The sequence below is a fragment of the Novosphingobium sp. ERW19 genome (assembly GCF_012641315.1).
Lineage (GTDB): Bacteria > Pseudomonadota > Alphaproteobacteria > Sphingomonadales > Sphingomonadaceae > Novosphingobium.
Window position 1 is genome coordinate 1 of sequence record NZ_JABAIC010000004.1, and the last position, 22,329, is coordinate 22,329.

Annotated in this window: 17 protein-coding genes and 1 pseudogene; 8 read left to right on the top strand and 10 right to left on the bottom strand. The window is 64.3% G+C overall.

The genetic code is table 11. The features are described from left to right. Both HGI46_RS08565 and sucC read right to left on the bottom strand, forming a co-directional pair. Positions 1–110, bottom strand: a pseudogene (locus HGI46_RS08565) (electron transfer flavoprotein subunit beta/FixA family protein); the annotation flags it as partial. Positions 111–261: 151 nt separating this feature from the next. Then, a complete protein-coding gene (gene sucC / locus HGI46_RS08570) occupies positions 262–1,461 on the bottom strand; it encodes an ADP-forming succinate--CoA ligase subunit beta (RefSeq protein ID WP_039337175.1) in 1,200 nt (399 codons plus the stop codon). Between the two features lie 193 nt (positions 1,462–1,654). Here sucC and HGI46_RS08575 point away from each other — a divergent pair, with 193 nt between their 5' ends. Beyond that, the gene (locus tag HGI46_RS08575; RefSeq protein WP_168903863.1) at positions 1,655–2,431 is read left to right on the top strand and encodes a 3'(2'),5'-bisphosphate nucleotidase CysQ; all 777 of its coding nucleotides are present in this window, start codon (positions 1,655–1,657) and stop codon (positions 2,429–2,431) included. Here the strand turns inward: HGI46_RS08575 and HGI46_RS08580 are convergent. Beyond that, positions 2,428–3,423 (bottom strand): aldo/keto reductase, encoded by a 996-nt coding sequence (locus HGI46_RS08580; RefSeq protein WP_168903864.1) that lies wholly within the window; start codon positions 3,421–3,423, stop codon positions 2,428–2,430. The two genes, HGI46_RS08575 and HGI46_RS08580, sit on opposite strands and share 4 nt — an antisense overlap. Before the next feature lie 126 nt (positions 3,424–3,549). Then, positions 3,550–4,242, bottom strand: coding sequence for an OmpA family protein (locus tag HGI46_RS08585; protein ID WP_118072559.1), 693 nt, complete (start codon positions 4,240–4,242; stop codon positions 3,550–3,552). 178 nt (positions 4,243–4,420) lie between these two features. Between HGI46_RS08585 and HGI46_RS08590 the strand changes: the two genes are divergently transcribed. After that, complete coding sequence (locus tag HGI46_RS08590; protein ID WP_168903865.1) at positions 4,421–5,749, top strand: hemolysin family protein; 1,329 nt, start codon at positions 4,421–4,423, stop codon at positions 5,747–5,749. Positions 5,750–5,810: 61 nt separating this feature from the next. On the opposite strand, the gene HGI46_RS08595 is transcribed toward HGI46_RS08590, so the two are convergent. Both HGI46_RS08595 and gltB read right to left on the bottom strand, forming a co-directional pair. Continuing rightward, complete coding sequence (locus HGI46_RS08595; RefSeq protein ID WP_168903866.1) at positions 5,811–7,244, bottom strand: glutamate synthase subunit beta; 1,434 nt, start codon at positions 7,242–7,244, stop codon at positions 5,811–5,813. Positions 7,245–7,257: 13 nt separating this feature from the next. Continuing rightward, positions 7,258–11,898 (bottom strand): glutamate synthase large subunit, encoded by a 4,641-nt coding sequence (gene gltB / locus HGI46_RS08600; RefSeq protein ID WP_168903867.1) that lies wholly within the window; start codon positions 11,896–11,898, stop codon positions 7,258–7,260. On the opposite strand from gltB, the gene HGI46_RS21880 reads away from it, so the two are divergent. Continuing rightward, positions 11,800–12,147 (top strand): hypothetical protein, encoded by a 348-nt coding sequence (locus HGI46_RS21880; RefSeq protein WP_206065682.1) that lies wholly within the window; start codon positions 11,800–11,802, stop codon positions 12,145–12,147. The genes gltB and HGI46_RS21880 overlap by 99 nt on opposite strands. Here HGI46_RS21880 and HGI46_RS08605 read toward each other — a convergent pair. After that, on the bottom strand, positions 12,138–13,706 hold the full coding sequence (locus HGI46_RS08605) for a hypothetical protein (protein ID WP_168903868.1): 1,569 nt from the start codon (positions 13,704–13,706) through the stop codon (positions 12,138–12,140). The two genes, HGI46_RS21880 and HGI46_RS08605, sit on opposite strands and share 10 nt — an antisense overlap. Positions 13,707–13,758: 52 nt before the next feature. Next, positions 13,759–14,985, bottom strand: coding sequence for a TIGR04063 family PEP-CTERM/XrtA system glycosyltransferase (locus HGI46_RS08610; RefSeq protein ID WP_168903869.1), 1,227 nt, complete (start codon positions 14,983–14,985; stop codon positions 13,759–13,761). Between the two features lie 65 nt (positions 14,986–15,050). Here HGI46_RS08610 and HGI46_RS08615 point away from each other — a divergent pair, with 65 nt between their 5' ends. The 3 genes from HGI46_RS08615 (at position 15,051) to HGI46_RS08625 (ending at position 17,120) form a co-directional block, all read left to right on the top strand. Then, positions 15,051–15,212: a hypothetical protein gene (locus HGI46_RS08615; RefSeq protein WP_162895826.1), complete on the top strand. Its 162-nt coding sequence runs from the start codon at positions 15,051–15,053 to the stop codon at positions 15,210–15,212. Continuing rightward, entirely contained in the window at positions 15,205–16,575 is a 1,371-nt protein-coding gene (locus HGI46_RS08620; RefSeq protein WP_168904167.1) for a putative O-glycosylation ligase, exosortase A system-associated, read from the top strand. Before HGI46_RS08615 ends, HGI46_RS08620 begins: the two co-directional genes overlap by 8 nt. A gap of 83 nt (positions 16,576–16,658) precedes the next feature. After that, positions 16,659–17,120, top strand: a complete 462-nt coding sequence (locus HGI46_RS08625) for a MaoC family dehydratase (RefSeq protein ID WP_118072565.1) — start codon at positions 16,659–16,661, stop codon at positions 17,118–17,120. Here the strand turns inward: HGI46_RS08625 and HGI46_RS08630 are convergent. Together HGI46_RS08630 and phaZ are read right to left on the bottom strand one after the other, a co-directional pair. After that, a complete protein-coding gene (locus tag HGI46_RS08630) occupies positions 17,101–18,030 on the bottom strand; it encodes a glycosyltransferase (protein ID WP_168903870.1) in 930 nt (309 codons plus the stop codon). The two genes, HGI46_RS08625 and HGI46_RS08630, sit on opposite strands and share 20 nt — an antisense overlap. A gap of 136 nt (positions 18,031–18,166) precedes the next feature. Then, positions 18,167–19,423 carry a polyhydroxyalkanoate depolymerase gene (gene phaZ / locus HGI46_RS08635; protein WP_118074562.1) on the bottom strand — a complete coding sequence of 419 codons (1,257 nt, stop codon included), beginning with the start codon at positions 19,421–19,423 and terminating at the stop codon, positions 18,167–18,169. A 162-nt stretch (positions 19,424–19,585) separates the two neighbouring features. On the opposite strand from phaZ, the gene HGI46_RS08640 reads away from it, so the two are divergent. Both HGI46_RS08640 and HGI46_RS08645 read left to right on the top strand, forming a co-directional pair. After that, complete coding sequence (locus HGI46_RS08640; protein WP_168903871.1) at positions 19,586–21,388, top strand: ABC transporter transmembrane domain-containing protein; 1,803 nt, start codon at positions 19,586–19,588, stop codon at positions 21,386–21,388. A gap of 43 nt (positions 21,389–21,431) precedes the next feature. Further along, positions 21,432–22,244: an undecaprenyl-diphosphate phosphatase gene (locus HGI46_RS08645; protein WP_118072568.1), complete on the top strand. Its 813-nt coding sequence runs from the start codon at positions 21,432–21,434 to the stop codon at positions 22,242–22,244. Positions 22,245–22,329 lie beyond the last annotated feature (85 nt).

Here is a 22,329-nt window from a genome sequence, read left to right on the forward strand (position 1 = left end):
GGGTTCATGCTCATCTTCACGTTCGCAAGATCAACCCCCGAACCATCCGCCTTCACACGAGGCTTCACGTTGTAGTCAATCACGCGCTTCACGCAGACCAGGGCTTTCATGGGCCTAAGCGTCCTTTCCTTGATTCCGTGGGTCTCGGCATAATTCGCGCTTACGTAAACGTCAACTGCACAAGTGGGCGACGGGACAGGCAAATGAAAAGGGGCGCCGGTTGCCCGACGCCCCTTGATCAAACCGCAGTCCGTCGAAGGATCAGGCGACCTTCCGGACTTCAGCGACGATCTTCTTGGCGGCATCGCCAAGGTCGTTTGCGGGGACGATGGGCAGGCCCGAATTGGCGAGGATGTCCTTGCCCTGCTGGACGTTGGTGCCTTCGAGGCGGACGACGAGGGGAACCTGCAGGTTCACTTCCTTGGCCGCGGCGACGATGCCGTCGGCGATGATGTCGCACTTCATGATCCCGCCGAAGATGTTGACGAGAATGCCCTTCACCGCCGGGTCCTTGAGGATGATCTTGAACGCCGCGGTGACCTTCTCGGTCGTCGCGCCGCCGCCCACGTCGAGGAAGTTCGCCGGGAATTCGCCGTTCAGCTTGATGATGTCCATCGTCGCCATGGCAAGGCCGGCGCCGTTGACCATGCAGCCGATGTTGCCGTCGAGCTTGATGTAGGCAAGGTCGTACTTGCTCGCTTCGATCTCGGCCGGGTCTTCCTCGGTCTCGTCGCGCAGCGCCATCACGTCGGGGTGGCGGTAGAGCGAGTTCGAATCGAAGCTCATCTTGGTGTCGAGGACGAGGAGGTTACCGTCCTTGGTTTCCACCAGCGGGTTGATCTCGAGCATGTCGCAATCCAGCGCGACGAAGGCGTTGTAGAGCTGCTCGGCGATCTTGCCGGCCTGCTTGTTGAGATCGCCGGTGAGCTTGAGCGCATAGCCGACAGCGCGGCCGTGGTGCGGCATGAAGCCTTCGGCCGGATCGATCGTGATCGTGGCGATCTTTTCCGGCGTCGAGTGAGCGACTTCTTCGATGTCCATGCCGCCCTCGGTCGAGACGATCATGGCAACGCGGCTCGACGCGCGGTCAACCACCATCGACAGGTAGTATTCCTTCGCGATATCAACGCCATCGGTGATGTAGAGGCGATTGACCTGCTTGCCCGCCTCGCCGGTCTGCACCGTCACGAGGGTGTTGCCGAGCATCTCCTTGGCAAAGGCTTCGACTTCCTCGATGCTCTTGGCCAGGCGCACGCCGCCCTTGGCATCAGCCGGCAGTTCCTTGAACTTGCCCTTGCCGCGACCGCCCGCATGGATCTGCGCCTTCACGACATAAAGCGGCCCGGGAAGCTGCTTGGCCGCAGCAACCGCTTCCTCAACCGTCAGCGCCGCAATCCCCGCCGGAATGCCGACACCAAACTTCGCAAGCAGTTCCTTCGCCTGGTACTCATGGACGTTCATGCGTTATCCCCGTTTCGAACAGGCGCGCCGCACTGGCGCAAAGGTATACGCCGCCATTGGCGCTTGACTCGGAATGCCTTAAGCACAGAGCGGGGAGCTTGAAAAGGAGCGTAAATGCGAGACTCGAAGCTATCTTTGATAACGTCTCGCAATTGCACGATACTATGCTCACCACTGTGCACGGAGGCGCGGAATGATCGACTATGACCGCCTCCACCAGATCGTCCGCGCTGCCGGGGACATGGCGCTGGGCCTATGGCCTGGACATGGCCACGCCCCCCAAGTGTGGGAAAAAACGCCGGGCAGCCCGGTATGCGATGCAGACCTTGCGGTCGATGCTTTCCTGAAGCGCGAACTGGGCGCCCTCCTCCCCTCGGCAGGCTGGCTATCCGAAGAAACGGTGGATCACCCCGAACGGCTGGAACGCGGCCTGTGCTGGCTGGTCGATCCGGTCGATGGCACGCGCGACTTCGTGCGCGGCCGGCCGGGCTGGTCGGTTTCGGTTGCGCTGGTGAGCGAGGGGCGGCCGCTGATCGGGGCGCTGAGCGCGCCCGCCCGGGGCGAGTACTGGTCCGCAGTGGCGGGCCAGGGAGCGGAGCGGAATGGCAGCAAGCTTTACGCCAGCACGCGCACCGTGCTGGCGGGATCGCGCGTTCCGGCCGACAGCCTGCCCAAGGCCGACGCCGATCTGGTGACCGTGGACAAGCCCAACTCGATCGCGCTGCGCATCGCGATGGTCGGCGCCAACGAGGCGGACCTGCTGGCAACGCTGCGCTGGGGTTTCGAGTGGGACATCGCGGCAGCCACGCTGATCGCGCGCGAAGCGGGGGCGGTCGTGTCCGATGCATTCGGCAAGCCGCTTGATTACAACAAGCGCGACCCCCGCGCCTTCGGCCTGCTGGTCACCGCGCCCGCCATCCACGCAGCTGCAGTCGAGCGGCTGGCCGACAGGGCGGCGAAACTGGCTTAGGCGAAGTCCTCGGTGTCAATTGTCGGGAGCATGACGCCGGCATAGCGATGGCCGGACACGGTCTGCTGGTTGATGAGATCATCGACCTCTGCGGCAACCGACGCGGGAATTTCCCAGTCCCAGCGCGCGATGTTTTCTTCAAGATGGGCGATCTTGCCGGTGCCGGGAATGGCGACGACATGGTCGCCACGCGAAAGCACCCACGCCAGCGACAGTTGTGCAGGGGTCACGCCTTCGCGGGCGGCAATGGCATTGAAGGCATCGACCAGCGCGAGGTTCTTTTCCCAATTCTCGCCGGTGAAACGCGGCATGGCTTTGCGAATATCGCCATCGGGCAAGCCTTGCGGATCGCGTACGCCATTGGCCAGCACCCCGCGTGCGACCGGGGAGAAGGCAACGAAGGTGGTGCCGAGTTCCTTGCATGCCTCGAGCACGGCGATTTCGGCTTGCCGGGTCCAAGGCGAGTATTCGGTCTGCATTGCGGCAATGGGGTGGACGGCCGCTGCCTTGCGCAAGGTTTCGGCCGACATCTCGGACAGGCCGATCCCGCCGATCTTGCCCTCTTTCACGAGGTCCGCCATCGCGCCCACCGAATCCTCGATCGGCACTTTGAAGTCCCGCCGGTGCATGTAGTAAAGATCGATGTGATCGGTCTTGAGCAGCTTGAGCGACACTTCGAGCTCGCTGCGGATCGTATCGGGATGGCAATCGATGCCGCGCCTCTCGCCGCTGGCGAAGATGCCCATCTTGGAGGCGAGGAAGACCTTGTCGCGGCGGCCCTCGAGCGCAATGCCGACCTGCGTTTCGTTATGGCCGAGGCCATAGAGGCGCGCAGTGTCGAAGTGATCGTAGCCGATGTCGACCGCGTGCTGAAGCAGGCGGATGCCATCCTCCTCACTGGGACGGCCCGCATAGGCCCAGCTCAATGACATGCAGCCCAGACCGATCGGGTTGGTTTCGCGGCCATTGATGGTGCGGCGCTGAATCGGCATCGAACTGGTCTCCTTTGCCAGAGCCGATGCCAGCCTCGGCCCGCACCGGTCAACGCCCAATCGTATGTTCCACATAGCAAACGGCGCCGCCCGTGTGGGCGACGCCGCTGGCTTGATTCTAAGCGTTTACTGGCCGGAGCGAGCGCGATTCACGTCATCCTGGCTGATCGGCACGATCTTGATTTCGACGCGGCGATTGGCCTGACGGCCCTGCTCGGTGTCGTTCGAAGCGATCGGCTGCGACTCACCGAAGCCTTGGCTGCGGATACGGGCATAGCCGACGCCGCGCGACGTCAGGTAATCCGCGACGGCACGGGCGCGGCGTTCGGACAGGGCCTGATTGTAGGCATCCGAACCGGTGGAATCGGTGTGACCATAGACGTCGATCAGCGAGTTCGGATACTGGACCAGCGACTGGGCGACGCGATCAAGCGTGGCGCCGAAAGCCGGCTTCACGGTCGAGCTGTCGACGTCGAACGTCACGCCATTGGGCAGGTTTACCAGAATGGCATTGCCGCCATCGGTTTCGGTCACATCCACCCCGGTGCCTGCGGTCTGTTCGCGCAGTTCCTTGATCTGCTTGTCCTTCTGGTAGCCGATCACGCCACCGGCGACGCCACCGATGCCTGCGCCGACGATACGGCCAGTCTTGCCGCCGATGAGGCCACCGAGCAGGGCGCCACCCAGCGCACCGCCGATGCCGCCGATGGCCGTGCGCGAAACCTTCTTTTCGCCGGTGTTGGGATCGGTGACGCAGGCCGACAAGCTGACCAGCGAAACCGCGCACAGGCTCGACATAAGAACACGACGGATTTTCATTTCCTGTCCCCTTTTACCAGCATCCGGACACGAGCTTAGCGCCGCAATGCCGCTTTGACAGGGTGAAATACGCCCACTTCGACTGAACGGTTCCCGAACGGGAACCCAGGCGAAGCGATCCTCAGGAACAATCCATGCGCTATTCGCCTTTTGTCCTAAATCTGTTAGGGGCCTTCGCGTGACACCTTTTCCATGGTCTGACGTCTTCGTGATCCTGGGCCTCGTTGTGCTCAACGGCCTGTTTTCCATGTCGGAACTGGCGATTGTCTCAGCACGTCCTGCCCGCCTGAAGGTGGCTGCGGAAGACGGCAGCAAGGGCGCGAAGGTTGCTCTTGCGCTGGCCGCCGACCCCGGAAAATTTTTATCGACCGTGCAGATCGGCATTACCCTGGTGGGCATCATCGCCGGTGCCTATTCGGGATCGAGCCTTGGCGGCCCGATGGCCGAGCGGCTGCAAGCATGGGGCTTTCCGGCGCAATATGCCGACGATGCCGGTTTCGTTGTCGTCATTGCGATCACCACATATCTCAGCCTCGTGGTTGGCGAACTGGTGCCCAAGCAACTGGCGCTGCGCGCGGCGGAGCCCATCGCCAAGCTGGCGGCGCCGGCCATGGCTCTGATGTCGAAGATCACCGCGCCGTTCGTGTGGCTGCTCGACAATTCCTCAAGCGCGATCATCCGCCTGCTCGGGCTGAAGCAAGGGACCGAGCAGGAGGTAACCGCCGAGGAACTCCACATGATCTTCGCCGAGGCCACCCGATCGGGCGTGATCGAGGAGGACGAGCGGGCGATCATGACCGGGATCATGCGCCTTGCCGAACGGCCGGTGCGCGAGGTGATGACGCCGCGCACCGAACTGCACTGGATCGAGCGCAAGGCGAGCGAAGCGGAACTGCGTGAAGCGATAGACGACAGTCCCCACTCGTTGCTGCTGGTGGCGGACGGGTCGGTCGATCGCATTGTCGGCGTGGTGAAGGTGCGCGACGTGTTCTCGACGTTGCTGCGCGGGCGCAAGGTGCAGCTCGGGCGCCTGATGAAGAAACCGGCGATCGTGCCCGATCAGCTCGACACGATGGATGCGCTCGGCATGATCCAGCAGGCCGAAGTGGCGATTGCGCTGGTCCATGACGAATATGGCCACCTTGAGGGCATCGTCACGCCCGCCGATCTGCTGGAGGCCATTGCAGGCAACTTTGTCGGCCATTCCGATGCCGGTGACGAACCGATGGTGGTCGAGCGCGAGGACGGGTCGTTGCTGATCTCGGGCGCCCTGCCCGCCGATGCACTGGCCGACCGGCTCGGGCTGGACCTGCCTGACGACCGCGAATTTGCAACCACGGCCGGGTACTGTCTGTCGGTGCTCAAGAAGCTACCCAACGAGGGCGAGCATTTCCACGATCAGGGCTGGCGATTCGAGGTTGTCGACATGGACGGTCGCAAGATCGACAAGCTGCTGGTGTGCCGCACAAAAGCCATGCCTGCGGTTGCGCCCGAAGGCGACGGCTGAAACCCAACGGAAAAGGGCGCCCTTGCGGACGCCCCTTCCCTTTTTCGGCAATGGCTTGCGATCAGCGCGGCAGTTCGCTCACGCCCATCAGCGCTTCGTCGACGGCGCGGGCGCACTGGCGACCTTCGCGGATTGCCCAGACGACGAGGCTCTGACCGCGGCGCATGTCGCCGCAGGCAAAGACGTTGTCGACGCTGGTCTTGTAATCAACGACGTTGCCCTTGACGTTGCCGCGCGGGTCCAGCTCTACGCCGGCCTGTTCGAGCAGGCCCTGCTTGCGCGGACCGACGAAGCCCATGGCGAGCAGGATAAGGTCGGCCTTGAGCACGAATTCGCTGCCCGGCACTTCCTGCATCTGGCCATTGACCCACTCGACGCGAACACATTCGAGGCCGGCAACGTCGTTTTCACCGACGACGCGCTTGGTCAGCACGGCAAACTCGCGTTCGCAGCCTTCCTCGTGGCTCGACGAAGTGCGCAGCTTGAGCGGCCAGTTCGGCCAGCTCAATGCCTTGTCTTCCTTCTCGGGCGGCTTGGGCATGATCTCGAGCTGGGTGACCGAAGCGGCGCCCTGGCGGTTCGAGGTGCCGACGCAGTCCGAGCCGGTGTCACCGCCGCCGATCACGACGACATGCTTGCCGGTGGCCGTGAGCGACCCGCGCGGCGCGGCACGCAATTCGTCGTCGCCGGCGTTGCGCTTGTTCTGCTGGGTCAGGAATTCCATTGCCATGCGCACGCTGGGAAGTTCGGCGCCGGGGATGTTGAGGCCGCGCGGATCTTCCGCACCGCCTGCGAGCACGACGGCATCGAAGTTTTCCTGCAAGCTCGCGAAGGAGACCGTCACGCCAACTTCCACGCTGGTGCGGAACTGGACGCCTTCGGCCTCCATCTGCATCGCGCGGCGATTGATGTGGGTCTTTTCCATCTTGAAGTCAGGAATACCGTAGCGCAGCAGGCCGCCGATACGGTCGTTCTTCTCGAACACCGTCACCGAGTGACCGGCGCGGGCCAGCTGCTGGGCAGCCGCCATGCCGGCCGGGCCGGAGCCGACGACAGCGACGGACTTGCCGGACTTCTTCGCAGGCACCTGCGGCTCGATCCAGCCTTCCTTCCATCCGCGATCGACGATGGCACATTCGATCGACTTGATGGTGACCGGCTGGTCCACGATGTTCAGCGTGCACGCCGCCTCGCACGGGGCGGGGCAGATGCGGCCGGTGAACTCGGGGAAGTTGTTGGTCGAATGGAGATTGGTCAGCGCTTCGCGCCAGTCGTTCTCGTAGACCAGGTGGTTCCAGTCGGGGATCTGGTTGTTCACCGGACAGCCATTGTGGCAGTACGGAATGCCGCAGTTCATGCACCGCGATGCCTGGCCCTTGAGGCCGGCATCGTCGTGCGGGATCACGAACTCGCGATAGTGCTTCAGGCGTTCGGCAGGCGCATCGTACTTGCGGTCCTGACGATCGATTTCGAGAAAGCCGGTTGCCTTACCCATTGTAATCTAACCCTTACTCAGCCGCGACCGAGGCGGCTTCGAGGCGCTCGGCCTCCATCTGACGGAGCGCCCGCGCATAGTCGCGCGGCATGACCTTGACGAACTTGCCCAAAGCCTCGGCCCAGTTGTCGAGGATTTCGCGAGCGCGCTTGCTGCCGGTGTAGAGGTGGTGCCGTTCCACCAGCACCCGCAGGCGTTCGGCATCGTGACGCAGCATGTCGCCCATGCCGTAGTCGTAGACGTCGACCCCGCGCTGTTGCGGACGGCCCGCACCGTCTTCCTCGTCACGCTCTGCCGAGATCGGCAGGACGTCGACCATCGCGCCGTTGACGAGCTGGGCGAAGTTGCCGTCGACGTCATAGACATAGGCAACACCGCCCGACATGCCTGCCGCGAAGTTGCGCCCGGTCTTGCCGAGAACGACGACGACACCGCCGGTCATGTATTCGCAACCGTGGTCACCGGTGCCTTCGACCACCGCGACGGCGCCCGAATTGCGCACCGCGAAGCGTTCACCGCCGACGCCGTTGAAATAGGCCTCACCAGCGATCGCACCGTAGAGCACGGTGTTGCCGACGATGATGTTCTCGGTGGGGTCACGATCGACATGGCTCGGCTGACGCACGATCACGCGACCGCCCGACAGGCCCTTGCCGACGTAGTCATTGGCATCGCCGACGAGATCGAGCGTTACGCCGTGGGCGAGGAACGCGCCGAACGACTGGCCTGCCACACCCTTGAACGAGATGTGGATGGTGTTGTCGGCCAGGCCCTTGTGCCCGTACTTCTTGGCCACTTCGCCCGAGAGCATCGCGCCGACCGTGCGGTTGACGTTGATGACCTTGCGCTCAAGCCGGACCGGCTCGCCCTTGTCGAGTGCCGGGGCACTGGCAGCGATCAGGTCCTTGTCGAGCGCGGCTTCGAGGCCGTGATCCTGCGTCTCGCTCCAGTTCAGGGTCGTGCCTTCGACCGGCTCGACCTTGTGCAGCAGCTTCGACAGATCGACGCCCTGCGCCTTCCAGTGCGAGACAGCCTTTTTCACGTCGAGGCGATCCACGCGGCCGACCATCTCGGCAACCGTGCGGAAGCCCATTTCGGCCATGATCGCGCGCAGCTCTTCGGCGACGAAGAAGAAGTAGTTGATCACGTGCTCGGGCTGGCCGGTGAAGCGCGCACGCAGGACCGGGTCCTGGGTGGCGACGCCTACCGGGCAGGTGTTGAGATGGCACTTGCGCATCATGATGCATCCGGCCGCGATCAGCGGCGCGGTAGCGAAGCCGAACTCGTCAGCGCCGAGCAGCGCGGCAACCGCGACGTCACGGCCCGTACGCAGGCCACCGTCGGCCTGCACGCAGATGCGGCTGCGCAGGTTGTTGAGCAGCAGGGTCTGCTGGGTTTCGGCAAGGCCGATTTCCCACGGAGAGCCGGCGTGCGTCAGCGAGGTCAGCGGCGAAGCGCCGGTGCCGCCTTCGTAGCCCGAGATCGTCACATGGTCGGCACGTGCCTTGGACACGCCCGCGGCCACGGTGCCGACACCCACTTCCGAGACCAGCTTGACCGAGATGCGCGCGCCGGTGTTCACGTTCTTGAGATCGTGAATGAGCTGGGCAAGGTCTTCGATCGAGTAGATGTCGTGGTGCGGCGGCGGCGAGATCAGGCCGACGCCCGGGGTCGAGTGACGGGTCTTGCCGATGGTCTTGTCGACCTTGTCACCCGGCAGCTGACCGCCTTCGCCGGGCTTTGCGCCCTGCGCCATCTTGATCTGCACGTCGTCGGCATTGACGAGGTATTCAGCGGTCACGCCGAAGCGGCCGGACGCCACCTGCTTGATCGCCGAACGCATCGAATCGCCATTGGCGAGCGGCTTGAAGCGCGCCGGGTCTTCGCCGCCCTCACCCGTGTTCGACTTGCCGCCAATGCGGTTCATCGCCACGGCGAGCGTGGTGTGCGCCTCCCACGAGATCGAGCCGTAGCTCATCGCGCCGGTGGCGAAGCGCTTGACGATCTCGCTCGCCGGTTCGACTTCATCGATGGAAATGGCCTGATCGGCCTTCTTCAGCTCCATCAGGCCACGGATGGTGAGCATCCGTTCCGACTGGTCGTTGATCGACTGGGCGAACTCGCGATACTTCTCAGGCGTGTTGCCCCGGACCGCGTGCTGCAGATTGGCGATGTTCGACGCCGTCCAGGCGTGCTCCTCGCCGCGCAGGCGCAGCTGGTACATGCCGCCCACATCGAGCATCTTCTTGTAGATCGGGTTGTCGCCATAAGCCGTGGCGTGACGGCGCACGGTTTCTTCCGCGATTTCCTTGAGCCCGACGCCTTCGATCGTCGTCGCGGTGCCGGTGAAATAGGCATTCACGAAGTCGGTCGACAGGCCGACAGCGTCGAAGATCTGGGCACCGCAATAGGACTGGTAGGTCGAGATGCCCATCTTGGACATGACCTTGAGGATGCCCTTGCCGATGGCCTTGATGTAGTTCTTCTTGACGTCCTTGGGCTCGAGCGGGAGCTCCTTGGCCACGCGGATCTGCTCCAGCGTTTCAAACGCCAGATAGGGGTTGATCGCTTCGGCGCCATAGCCCGCCAGCACGCAGAAGTGGTGCACTTCGCGCGCTTCACCAGTTTCGACGACAAGGCCGGTCTGCATGCGCAGGCCCTGACGGACGAGGTGCTGGTGCACCGCAGCCGTTGCCAGCGCAGCCGGCATCGGGATGCGCGATTCACACTGGGCACGGTCCGACAGGATCAGGATGTTCTTGTCGGCCAGCACCGCTTCGGTCGCCGCCCAGCACATTTCCTTGATGGCCATTTCGAGGCCATCGGCGCCGGTGGCGGCATCCCATGTCGTGTCGATGGTGCCGGTGCGGAAAGCGCCGTCGAGCGCGGCTTCGACCGAGCGGATCTTGGCGACGTCCTCGTTCGTCAGGATCGGCTGATCAACTTCCAGACGCTTGTGAGTGCCGGCATCGCGGCCGAGCAGGTTCGGGCGCGGCCCGATCATGCTGACCAGCGACATGACCAGTTCCTCGCGGATCGGGTCGATCGGCGGATTGGTGACCTGCGCGAAGTTCTGCTTGAAGTAATCAAACAGCAGGCGCGAGCGGTTCGAAAGCACCGCGATTGGCGTGTCGGTGCCCATCGATCCGATCGGATCATCGCCGGCAACGCCCATCGGTTCGAGGAACTTGGTGACGTCTTCCTGCGTGTAACCGAAGGCCTGCTGACGATCGAGCAGCGAGGTGGTTTCCACCGGCAGCGCAGCCAGCTCAGGCTCGATCACGTCGAGTTCCTTGAGCTTGTACTGCGCCTGGTCGAGCCATTCTTCGTATGGCTCGGCATTGGCCAGCTCGGCCTTGATTTCCTCGTCCTCGATGATCTTGCCCTGCTCCATGTCGATCAGGAGCATGCGGCCGGGCTGGAGGCGCCACTTGCGGACGATGTCTTCCTCGCGGAAGGGCAGCACGCCGCTTTCCGAAGCCATGCAGATCAGGTCGTCACGGGTGATCGAGAAACGTGCGGGACGCAGGCCGTTGCGATCGAGCGTTGCGCCGATCTGGCGACCATCGGTGAAGGCGACGGCAGCGGGTCCGTCCCAGGGTTCCATCAGGGCGGCGTGGTATTCGTAGAAGGCACGACGCTTGGAATCCATCAGCGGGTTGCCGGCCCACGCCTCGGGCACGAGCATCATCACCGCGTGGGCAAGGCTGTAGCCACCGGCGAGCAGCAGTTCGAGCGCGTTGTCGAGGCTGGCGGTGTCAGACTGGCCGTGCGGGATCAGCGGCCACATCTTGTCGAGATCCGGGCCGAGCAGCTCGGATTCCATGGTGCGGCGGCGCGCGTTCATCCAGTTCACATTGCCGCGAACAGTGTTGATCTCACCGTTGTGGGCGATGAAGCGGAACGGGTGTGCCAGCTTCCAGCTCGGGAAGGTGTTGGTCGAGAAGCGCTGGTGCACGAGGCCCAGAGCCGAAACGCAGTCCGGATCGCGCAGATCGTCGTAGAACGAGCCGACCTGCGTTGCCAGCAGCAGCCCTTTGTAGACGATCGTACGGGTCGAGAAGCTCGGCATATAGAGCTGCGTGACGCCCGGCAGGTTGTGCTTCTCGGCCATGGCGGCGAGCGGGTTCTGCGTCTGCTTGCGGATGGCGAGCAGCTTGCGCTCGAACGCGTCCTGATCGGGCGTGTTCGCCCCGCGCTTGATGAAGCACTGGCGGATCACCGGCATCGATTCGACGACAGCCTTGCCAAGGCCATCCTGCGTGGTCGGCACATCGCGCCAGCCGATCAGTTCCTGGCCTTCCTTGGCGATGAACTTCTCGAAGAATTCCGTCACGAACAGGCGAGCGGCTTCTTCCTGCGGCAGGAAGCACATGGCCACGGCGTAATCGCCCGGCTGCGGCAGGTCCTTGCCTTCGGAAGCGGCCCACTTGCGGAACAGCTGGTCGGGAAGCTGGATCAGGATGCCGGCGCCATCGCCCAGCAGCGGGTCGGCGCCGACGGCACCGCGATGGTCAAGATTGTGCAGAATTTCCAGCGCCTGGTCCACAATCGCATGGCTTTTCTGGCCTTTGATGTGGGCAATAAAGCCCACGCCACAGGCGTCATGCTCATTACGCGGATCGTACAGGCCCTGAAGCGGCGGAAATCCCATCTCGATGATCGTCCTACATCCAATAAGGCAATGGCCAAAAAGGCAGCGGCGCGCGAATCACCCTCGCGGAAAAGCGACGAAAATTGCGCGAAGTGCCCCCATGACTGCAGGAAAGTTATTTTGCAACCGCGCAAGGGCATCAAGCGCGCGGTTAATGCCGTAAATACGGTTGCGACATGGCAGAAAGTGCGGCTTCGCCGGGTCTTTCTGCCCGAAAGTGCCGCCAGGGACGTGGAAAACTATCCCTGAGCAGTCATCCGCTGAAGTGTTGCCAGTGCGGCGCGAAGCGCGCGATCGGCCTCTTCCGGATCAGCGAGCGCGCCGGACGCAGCGGGCGATGCATCGGGCAGGACTTCTGCCGGGGTCGAGGGTGCAGCCTGCCCCGGCGCAGCCAGGGGCGAGCCCTGGACCGGCAGGATCGAAGGCCGTTCAAACCGGCGCAGGCCACCTTGCAGCGCAGAAACCTGCCCGGGGAACACCACGGTCGGTTCAACATCTGAAGCGTCCGCTTCCTCGTCCAGCGCAAGGCCATCGTCAATGCGGGGCGAGTGCTGGCGGAGCGAGGCAGGACCCATGTCGAGCAGCGAGGGGTAGCGCTCCTCGGCAACCTCGGGCTCGGCCGGATCATCGGTCGTGGGCACGGACGCCTCCGGCGTGGCGACAGCCGGTGCGCGCAGGAAGCGGGCAAGCTGCGCGACACCCTCCTGCTCTTCGTCTTCGTCAAGCGGCGGCGCAATATCGACCGCGAGCGGACGCAGCCGGACGACGCGCAGATCGTCACGGACTTCATCAACTTGTACGGGTTGAGCAGCCACCACGTTTTCGACAGGAGCAGGGCTTTCCGGAGCAGCGGGGGCCGCATAGGCGGAGGTTTCAAGCGGCGCCGCATCGCGCACCGGCGGCGCGTGACGGGCTATCGCAACAGCCAGACGTTCGACAAGCTGGACCATGCCAAGGCCATCAAGCGGCGCACGCTCGATCGGAGTCACCTGTGCAGCCGGGGCCTGAAGCAGGGGCTTGGGTGCCAGAACCGAAGCAGCAGGCGCAGGCTCTGTGGGCCGTGTGAAATCGGGTTCGGCGTCGCCAGCAGCAAACGGCGCTTCAGGTTCCTGCGTGAAGGCAGCGGGAGGCGCAAAGGCAGCGATCTGCTCTTCATCTGACTTGGCAGGGGCGGAGAATGGCCCAGCCCCGACGGAGACCTCGGCAGCGCCTGCAGCCTCTTCAAGCAGACCTTCGAGGGCGAGCGGATCTTCATCACGAGCGACTGCGGCATAGGCCGGGGAAGCATTCTCCCAAGGCAGGAAGCCGGGGAGCGGCGCGTCCTGAGCCGGGACCAGCGGCTGCGCTTCATCGGTCAACGACAGTGCCCGCCGACGCAGCGGGGCGACCTGATCATCGCCAGGCGCATCAAGCGGCTCGCCAAGGTCCTCAGCCGGGTTCAATACGCGGCGAGGTTCGTCGAAACGATCGGCAGTCTCGTCAGAGCGCTGCCTGCGGGCGGCGGACATGTCGCGGCGGCGCACCGGGGCGGCCTCCTTCGGTGCGAGCTTGCGTCCCACCGCGAAGCCGATGAGCGCGCCCAGCAACAGCAGGCCAAGCGCCAGCAGCACACGCGCGGTAAAGCCGAGTGGCGGAGCGGCCGCAGGGACGATGGCCGGAATGCCCAGCGCAACGACCGGGCCTTCAAGCAGAGAGGGTGCAACGGCAAAGCTGCCGAGCCCGAAGAACGCCGCAAACCACAGGGACGTCACGACCGGAAACATCGGATGCGCGGTGATGGGCTTTGGCTTGCGCTTTGTCGCAGTCACGGGGGCGTCGTCCTGTCTGTTTCGGTCATCCTGCCGCCACCGGAATCGCGGGTTACGCCGCGACTGATGGCAGTTCGTGATTCGGTAACAGGGCTTGGTAAACAGGTAGATAACGCCTGACGTTGCTAGCCCAGTCGTGGCTATCACGGACGAACGCCCTGGCAACGTCGCGCTGGGTGTCCCAACCGGCGCGGGATCCGAGCAGATCGGCAAGCGCCGTGGCAAGCCCGGCCGGATCATCAGGCGGGAACAGGGTTCCGGTCCTGCCGTGCTGGATCAGCTCGCGATGTCCGCCGACGTCCGAAGCGCTGACCAGCTTGCCCTGCGCCATGGCCTCGAGCGGCTTCAGCGGCGTAACGAGATCGGTCAGCCGCATCGCCTTGCGCGGATAGCAGACAACGTCGACCAGCGAATAGTAGCGGTCCACCTCGTGATGCGGTACGCGGCCTACGAAACGGATCGCATCTGCCACCGCAGAGGCCTGTGCCTGCGCGCGCAAGTCCGCTTCGGCAGGGCCGCCGCCCACCATCAGCAGGCGCGCGTCGGGCACGCGGGCGACGATGGCCGGCATGGCTGCGATCAGGTCGTCGAGGCCTTCGTAAGGGTAGAAGCTGCCGAGGAAGCCGATCACCGGCCCCTCCCCCAGCCCGAGTTCGGTTGCCAGCCCGGCATCGCGCGGCAGAGCTTCGCCGAACAGGTCAAGGTCGACGCCGTTGGGCATGATCGACAGCTTTTCCGGCGCAAAGCCGCGCGCGGCAAGGTCGGCACGCAGACCCTCGCAAATCGTCACGACGCGGTCGGCGCCACTGACGACATCGTTCTCCAGCACGCGCGTCAGCCAGTATTTGGCCGAGCCTTCGCGCCCCGTTCCATTGCCAACCGCAGCGTCCTCCCAGAACGCGCGAATCTCGTACACCACCGGAATGCCGAGCTTGCGCCCGGCCCGCAGTGCCGCGAGGCCGCATAGCGCCGGCGAGTGCGCATGAAGCACGTCGGGCCGCCATTCACGCGCGATGGCGACGATACGCTCGGCCAGCGTCGCAACTTCCGACCATTCGCGCACCAGCGGAAGGCCGCCCGCAATGCCGCCAGCGCGGTAAAAGGTCAGGCCATCGACGACCTCGGGATCGCTCGGCATGGGCGCAGTGTGGCGCTGCCCGGTCACCGCGCGCACTTCCAGCCCCATCGCCGCCTGCGCCTTGAGGATGGCGCGAGTGCGGAAGGTGTAGCCGCTGTGCATCGGCAGCGAATGGTCGAGAACGTGGAGCACGCGTGTCATGGGCAACGCTCTGCCATGGAAGGCTTAACGCCGCGTCAACCTCGATCGGCTAGCGCAAGCCTGCAATGATCGACAAGTTCACGATAATCCTGCCGCACGTGCTGATGGCGATTGCCATCTGGCGCTTGCTGCATCGTGAAGATCTCAACGACGACCCATCCCTGCCGAGCCGCAAGACGCCATTCCGCAAGCGCCGCGAGCAGGCGCCGGGCGGTGGCGATGCTTGACCTGTTCCTGCTGTCCTGCGTGCTCGCCTTCATCGGCGCGGGCTTCCGCAAGCCGTTCATCTTTGTGCTGGCCTACAGCTACATTGACATCGTCGCGCCGCAGAAGGTCAGCTGGGGCATCCTCAGCCACATTCCGGTTTCGCTGATCGCGTTCCTCTGCGCGTTCCTCTCGTGGTTCGTGGCCGAGGACAAGAACGGTATCCGCATTTCCCTGCGCCAGTTCCTGCTGCTGACCCTGCTGGTCTACTGCGGGTTGACGACTCAGGCCGCCGACTTTCCGGTGGAAGCTGCGGAGAAGTGGGCCTGGGTGTGGAAGGCGCTGCTGTGGGCACTGTTCCTGCCCCTTACCCTGCGGACCCGCTTGAGAATCGAGGCCATCACGCTGATCCTGGCCCTGTCGATCGGGGTGATCGTGATCGGTGGCGGGATCAAGACGGCGGCAGGCGGTGGCGGCTATGGCGAATTGCGCCTGCTGGTGAACGACAATACCGGCCTTTACGAAGGCTCGATCATCTCGGCGGTGGCCATCGCGGTGATCCCTCTGGCGCTGTGGCTGTCGCGCTATGGCACGATCTTTCCGCCCGACTGGCGGGTGAAGATCTTTGCCTGGGCGCTGTGCTTTGCCTGCGCGCTGATGCCGATCGGTACGGGCGCGCGCACCGGCCTGGTCTGCGTCGTCGTTCTGGCAGCCATGATCCTGCGCACGGCCAGGCGACGCCTGCTGATCGTCTCGGTCATGGCCGCCGGCGCGCTGATCGCGGTCCCGCTCCTGCCCAAGGAGTTCACCGACCGGATGAGCACGATCAAGAACCACCAGTCCGATCAATCCGCCTCGACGCGCGTGGCGGTGTGGAAGTGGACGATCGAGTTCGCCAAGCGCCATCCCTTCGGCGGCGGCTTCGAGGCCTATCGCCAGAACAAGCTGACCTACGACACCGTCAAGGCGGACTACGCCGGCGACAACAATGCCGCGCTCGAATACCAGCCGATCGTCGAGGAAGGCCGCGCCTACCATTCGAGCTACTTCGAGATGCTGGGCGAGCAGGGCTACCCCGGTCTGGCGCTATGGCTGTCGCTGCACCTTCTGGGCGTGTGGCAGATGGAAGTCCTGCGACGACGCTATCGCAAGGAGACCTCGGAAGAATTCCGCTGGGTCGCGCCGCTGGCCGAAGCATTGCAACAGGCGCAGGTCATCTATCTGGTGGGCTCGACCTTCGTCGGCATCGCGTTCCAGCCGTTCTGCTACATGCTGGTCGGGCTGCAATGCGGATTGTGGGCCTATATCAAGCGTGTACGGACGGCACAGCCGCAACCTTTCCGCAAGCCCGCGCCCCAGCCGGCACCGCACCCGGCCACCGCTTAACCACCCAATTAAACGCGCTTGCTCCGCGTCCGGCTTGCCGCCATTGTATCGGCCAAGAGACATGAGCAGGAGAGCACATCGCCATGACGACATTCCTTCCGCCCGAGGAAATCAAGGCCCGGATCGGCCAGGTAGTCGGCACCTCGAACTGGGTCGAGATCACGCAGGAGCGCGTGAACAAGTTTGCCGAGGCAACCGGCGATTTCCAGTTCATCCACGTTGACCCGGAAAAGGCGAAGCTGACTCCGTTCGGCGGCCCGATCGCCCACGGGTTCCTGACGCTGTCGCTGATCCCGCTGCTGACCATGGAAAGCGATTGCCCGCGGCCCGAACATATCAAGATGGGCGTCAACTACGGCGGCAACCGCACGCGCTTCCTCGCCCCCGTGCGCGTCGGCAAGCGCGTGCGCGGCGTTTTCAAGCTGCTCGAGATGGACGAGAAGCGCCCCGGTCAGTGGCAGCAGACGATGGAAATCACCATCGAGATCGAGGGCGAGGCCAAGCCCGCGCTGCAGTGCGAATGGATCACGCAGTTCTTTGTCTGAGGCCGGCAAGGCTGGCGGAGATTGCGCGCCCCAGATGAAATAACAGGTGTCGCGCAATCGCCGGGGCCTTGGCCAGACTAAGCCCGGGGCGCGCCTTGCAGGCCTGCCACAGCATGCCCAGCCGCGCGTCGAGGCGGCTGGCGAGGCCGTGCTCCATCAGCACCCGCGCCCGCAGGCCGGCATCGTCCACCGCAGCAAGTTCGCGCCGGATGATCTGGCCAACGAGGCGATGAATCCTGAGCGCGCGAGTATCGGTCAGGCTGCCTTCATGGCGGCGGTAGAGGTAGAGGTCCTCATCCAGTGTGACAAAGTGGAACCTGCGCGCTGCCCGCAGCCAGAAGTCGTAGTCCTCGACGCCGAACAGCGCGGTGTCATACCCGCCGAGCGATTCGGTCACTTCCGCGCGATAGAGAAACGCCGCACCGATGCGGTTGCCGAACAGGATTTCCGAGGCTGGCCCCACTTTCTGGAAGCCGATCACGCGGCCCTGCCCGTCGATCACGCTGTAGTTGGCGTGGGCAATCGCCGCATCGGGGTTGGCGTCGAGCGTCTGGACCAGCCGTTCCAGCATATGAGGACGCGCGATGTTGTCGTCCGATGTCCAGGTGTGCAGTGGCCCGCGCGCGGCTGCGAAACCGGTATTGAGGGCGCCGGGCAGGCCCTTGTTCGGCCGGTTGGTGATGATGCGGATGCGATCGTCGGCTGCTGCATAACGCGCGAGGATCGCCGGCGTGGCGTCGGTAGAGCCGTCATCAACGCAGATCAGCTCGAAATCGGCGAAAGTCTGGCCGAGGACCGATTGCATCGCTTCATCGAGGAACGCAGCGCCATTGTGCACCGGCAGCACGATGCTGACGCGAGGCGATGCTCCACATCCCGGTTCAGTGGTACGATGCGCTTCCTTGTCCACAAGGCCACCTCTGCCAGTTCAAGGCATCCGCGATCTTGCCGGAAAGTTGCGCATTGTTGCAGAGACGTGGAAAGCCGACCTGTGCCGGATTGGCACGGTCGGCTTCGCAAGGTTTCTAACCAGTTTTTGCCGCTGTTCAGGCGACGACGCTGAGCTTGCGACCCTTGGCCTTCTTCTCGAACTTGCCGATCCACTGTTCGACCACCGGGGCGATCGACGCGCGCCAGCGCGAACCGTTGAAGATGCCGTAGTGGCCGACTTCGGGGGCGAGCAGATACTGCTTCATGTCCTCGGGCAGGTTCGGCGTGACCTTGAGCGCAGCCTTGGTCTGGCCGATGCCGGAAATGTCGTCACGCTCGCCCTCGATGCACAGGATTGCGGTGTCGGTAATTGCGCCAAGGTCTACGGCTTGACCACGGTGGATGAACTCGCCCTTGGGCAGGGCGTGGCGCTGGAACACGACATCCACCGTCTGCAGGTAGAACTCGGCCGGAAGGTCGCACACGGCGCGGTATTCATCGTAGAACGCCTTGGTGGCATCGGCGCTTTCGTCGGCCCCGGCGTTCATGTGCTGGAACAGCTTGTAGTGGCTCATCATGTGGCTGCCGAGGTTCATCGACATGAAGCTGGCCAGCTGCACGAAGCCCGGATAGACGCGGCGCCCCTCGCCCGGATAGTTGGTCGGCACAGTGGTGATCACATTGTGCTTGAACCAGACATAGGGCTTGGTGATCGCGTGGTCGTTGACCGCGGTCGGGCTCTCGCGGGTATCGATCGGCCCGCCCATCATCGTCAGGGTTACCGGGCGGCAGGGGTGCTTGTTGGCGCCCATGATCGCCGTCGCGGCAAAGGCCGGGACCGACGGCTGGCACACCGCCATCATGTGCGCACCTTCGCCGATGTGTTCGAGGAAGCCGGTCAGGTAATCGATGTAATCATCAAGGTCGAAGGTGCCTTCGGCAAGCGGCACATACTTCGCATCGGCCCAGTCGGTGATGTAGACAACGCAGCGCTCGAGCATGCGTTCGACCGTGCCGCGCAGCAGCGTGGCGTAGTGCCCGCTCATCGGTGCGACGATCAGCAGGCGCGGCGCGTTCTTGGGCAGGCCATCATGGGTGAACATCTTGAGGTCACCGAACGGACGCGTGACCACTGTGGTTTCCTTCACGGCGTGGGCGGTGCCGTCGACGTGGATGACCTTGAGACCGAAGGCCGGCTTGCCGCGCGGCGCTGCTGCATGCGCGAACACGTCAAGCGCGTTGGCGATGGTCTGCGAGGGGCCGACGCCGGCCCAGGGATTGCGCGGATCGGTCAGCGCGTCGGCCATCATGGAGGCCCAGGCGCTGCCCGCATTCATCAGCGAGCGCTGTATTTCGTAAGCCTTGTAGAGCACTGCGAACACCTTTTGATTATGGCCTGCCCGATGGGCGGGAGTCGTTTGTATACAGATTGCCGCGATTCGATCGTTTGTGCAACGCAACAAATATCCGGTCATCTTGCGGGTTCCCTAACCGCCCCCTTTCGGTAATCCCCGCCATCGGCTAGGCACGCGGCCATGGACGAGGAAACCCGGAACCCGCCGCCCGCTACCGAGCCCGCACCCAAGGCCAAGACCCTCGGGCCGCTGCGCATGATCTGGCGCGAGGCGCTGAAGTATCCCCGCCAACTGGTATTCGCCGCGCTGGCACTGCTGACGACCTCGGCGGCCACGCTTGCCATTCCATCCGGCTTCCGCCTGATCATCGACAAGGGCTTTGCCGCCGGCGCCAATGTCGATGATCTGGGGCGCTGGTTCCAGTATCTGCTGCTGATCGTGCTGGTGCTGGCGATCGGTACGGCGTGCCGCTTCTATTTCGTATCCTGGCTGGGTGAGCGCGTCGTTGCCGACATCCGCCTGCGCGTGCAGGAAAACCTGTTGCGCCTGCCGCCGTCCTTCTTCGAAACCAACAGCCCGAAGGAAATCTCCTCGCGGATGACCTCGGACACCGCGATCATCGAGCAGGTCGTCGGAACGACGGTCTCGGTCGCGTTGCGCAACACGATCACCGCAATCGGCGGCCTTGGTTACCTGTTCTATCTGGCGCCAAAACTGACGGCGATCCTGATGGTCGGCATCCCGCTGGTCGTCGGCCCGATCGTGTTCTTCGGGAGGCGCGTCCGCAATGTTTCCCGGTCGAGCCAGGATCGCGTGGCGGGCATCGGCGTCATCGTGGCCGAAGTGCTCGGCGCGATGAAGATCGTGCAGGCCTTCGGACAGGAGAAGCGTGAACTCGAGCGCTTCGGTGAGCGCGTCGAGGCAACCTTCCAGACCGCACTTCGCCGCATCAGCCTGCGCGCGGTGATGACTGCGATCGTCATCCTGCTGGTGTTCGGCGGGATCACCATGCTGGTGTGGGAAGGCGCGGTCGGCGTTGCCCAGGGCACGATCAGCGGCGGCACGATCTTTGCCATCGTCATTACCGCAGGCCTTGTCGCCGGTGCCGCAGGGGCATTGTCGGAAGTCTATGGCGATCTGCTGCGCGGCGCGGGAGCCGCCGGACGGCTCAACGAACTGCTGCGCGAGGAGCCGGAAATCTCGCCCCCCGCCCGCCCCACGGCCCTGCCCGTGCCGCCGCGCGGCCAGATCGCGTTCCAGAACGTGACCTTTCGCTACCCCTCGCGGCCCGAAGTCCTCGCGCTGGAAGACTTCTCGCTGACGGTCGAACCCGGCGAGACGGTGGCCATCGTCGGCCCCTCTGGCGCGGGCAAGTCGACCCTGTTCCTCCTCGCCCAGCGCTTCTACGATCCGCACGGCGGCACGATCCGCGTTGACGGCGTGCCGCTGACCAGCGCCGACCCGGCCGAAATCCGCGCCCGCACCGCACTAGTGCCGCAGGACGCAACGCTGTTCGCCGCCTCGGCGCGCGACAATCTGCGCTATGGCAACTGGCAGGCCAGCGACGAGCAGATCTGGGAAGCGGCCCGCGCCGCCAATGCCGAACAGTTCCTGCGCGATCTGCCGCAAGGCCTCGACACGTTCCTTGGCGAGGACGGCGCCCGCCTTTCGGGCGGCCAGCGCCAGCGCATCGCCATTGCGCGCGCCGTGCTGCGCAATTCCCCGATCCTTCTGCTCGATGAAGCGACCTCCGCGCTCGATGCCGAAAGCGAGCGGCTGGTGCAGGAAGCGCTCGACCGCCTGATGCAGGACCGCACCACGCTGGTCATTGCCCACCGCCTTGCCACGATCCGCGCGGCCGACCGCATTGTCGTCATGGATGCCGGCAGGATCGTGGAACAGGGCACCCATGCCAGCCTGACGGCGGCGGACGGGCTCTATGCGCGGCTCGCCCGCCTGCAGTTCGAAGGGCTTGCCGCCTAACGCCTTGACTTGATGCTGCGCTGCGGCAATCGCTTGGGACATCATGGACACGATCGTCACCGCCATCCTGCTCGGCATTGTCGAGGGCCTCACCGAGTTCCTGCCGGTCTCCTCGACCGGACACCTCATCCTTGCCACCGAGCTGTTCGGCTATGACGCGCACCAGTGGGCGATGTTCAATGTCGTGATCCAGCTGGGCGCGATCCTCGCCGTGGTGGTGCAGTACTGGCGCACGTTCTGGGCCGTGGGCATGGGCCTGCTCAAGCTTAACCCGATGTCATTGCGGTTCCTGCGCAATCTGCTGGCGGCGTTCGTTCCGTCCGCAATTCTCGGCCTTGCCCTCAAAGACTACATCGACGTGCTGCTGGGAAGCCCTGCCGTGGTGTGCTGGGCACTGATCGTGGGCGGGGTGGCGATCCTGCTGATCGAACGCAGCGCGAAGACAGGCGAACTGACCGGCATCGGCGAACTGCCGCTGCGCCAGGCCCTCGGCGTAGGTGCCGCGCAGTGCCTGGCGATGGTGCCCGGCGTCAGCCGTTCCGGCGCGACGATCATGGGCGCGCTCGCCATGGGCATCGAACGGCGCACGGCTGCCGAATTCAGCTTCTTCCTGGCCATCCCGACAATGCTCGGCGCAACCGCGCTTGAACTGCTCGACAATCGTCAGGCCTTGATGGACGGGACGATGGGCGTGGGCTGGACGGAAATCGCCATCGGCTTTGCCGTGTCCTTCGTGGTCGCGCTTGCCGTGATCCGCTTCTTTGTTGCCTATGTCAGCCGCTCGGGATTCAAGCCCTTCGCCTGGTACCGCATCGTGGCCGGCGCTGTCGCACTCGTGTGGCTCGGAACGCGCTGATCCCCCGATAGGCCCACAACGCCCCGCCGCATTTGCGGAACCAAGTTCGTCGTCGGGATTTTAACCGACAACTGAACTTCAAAGG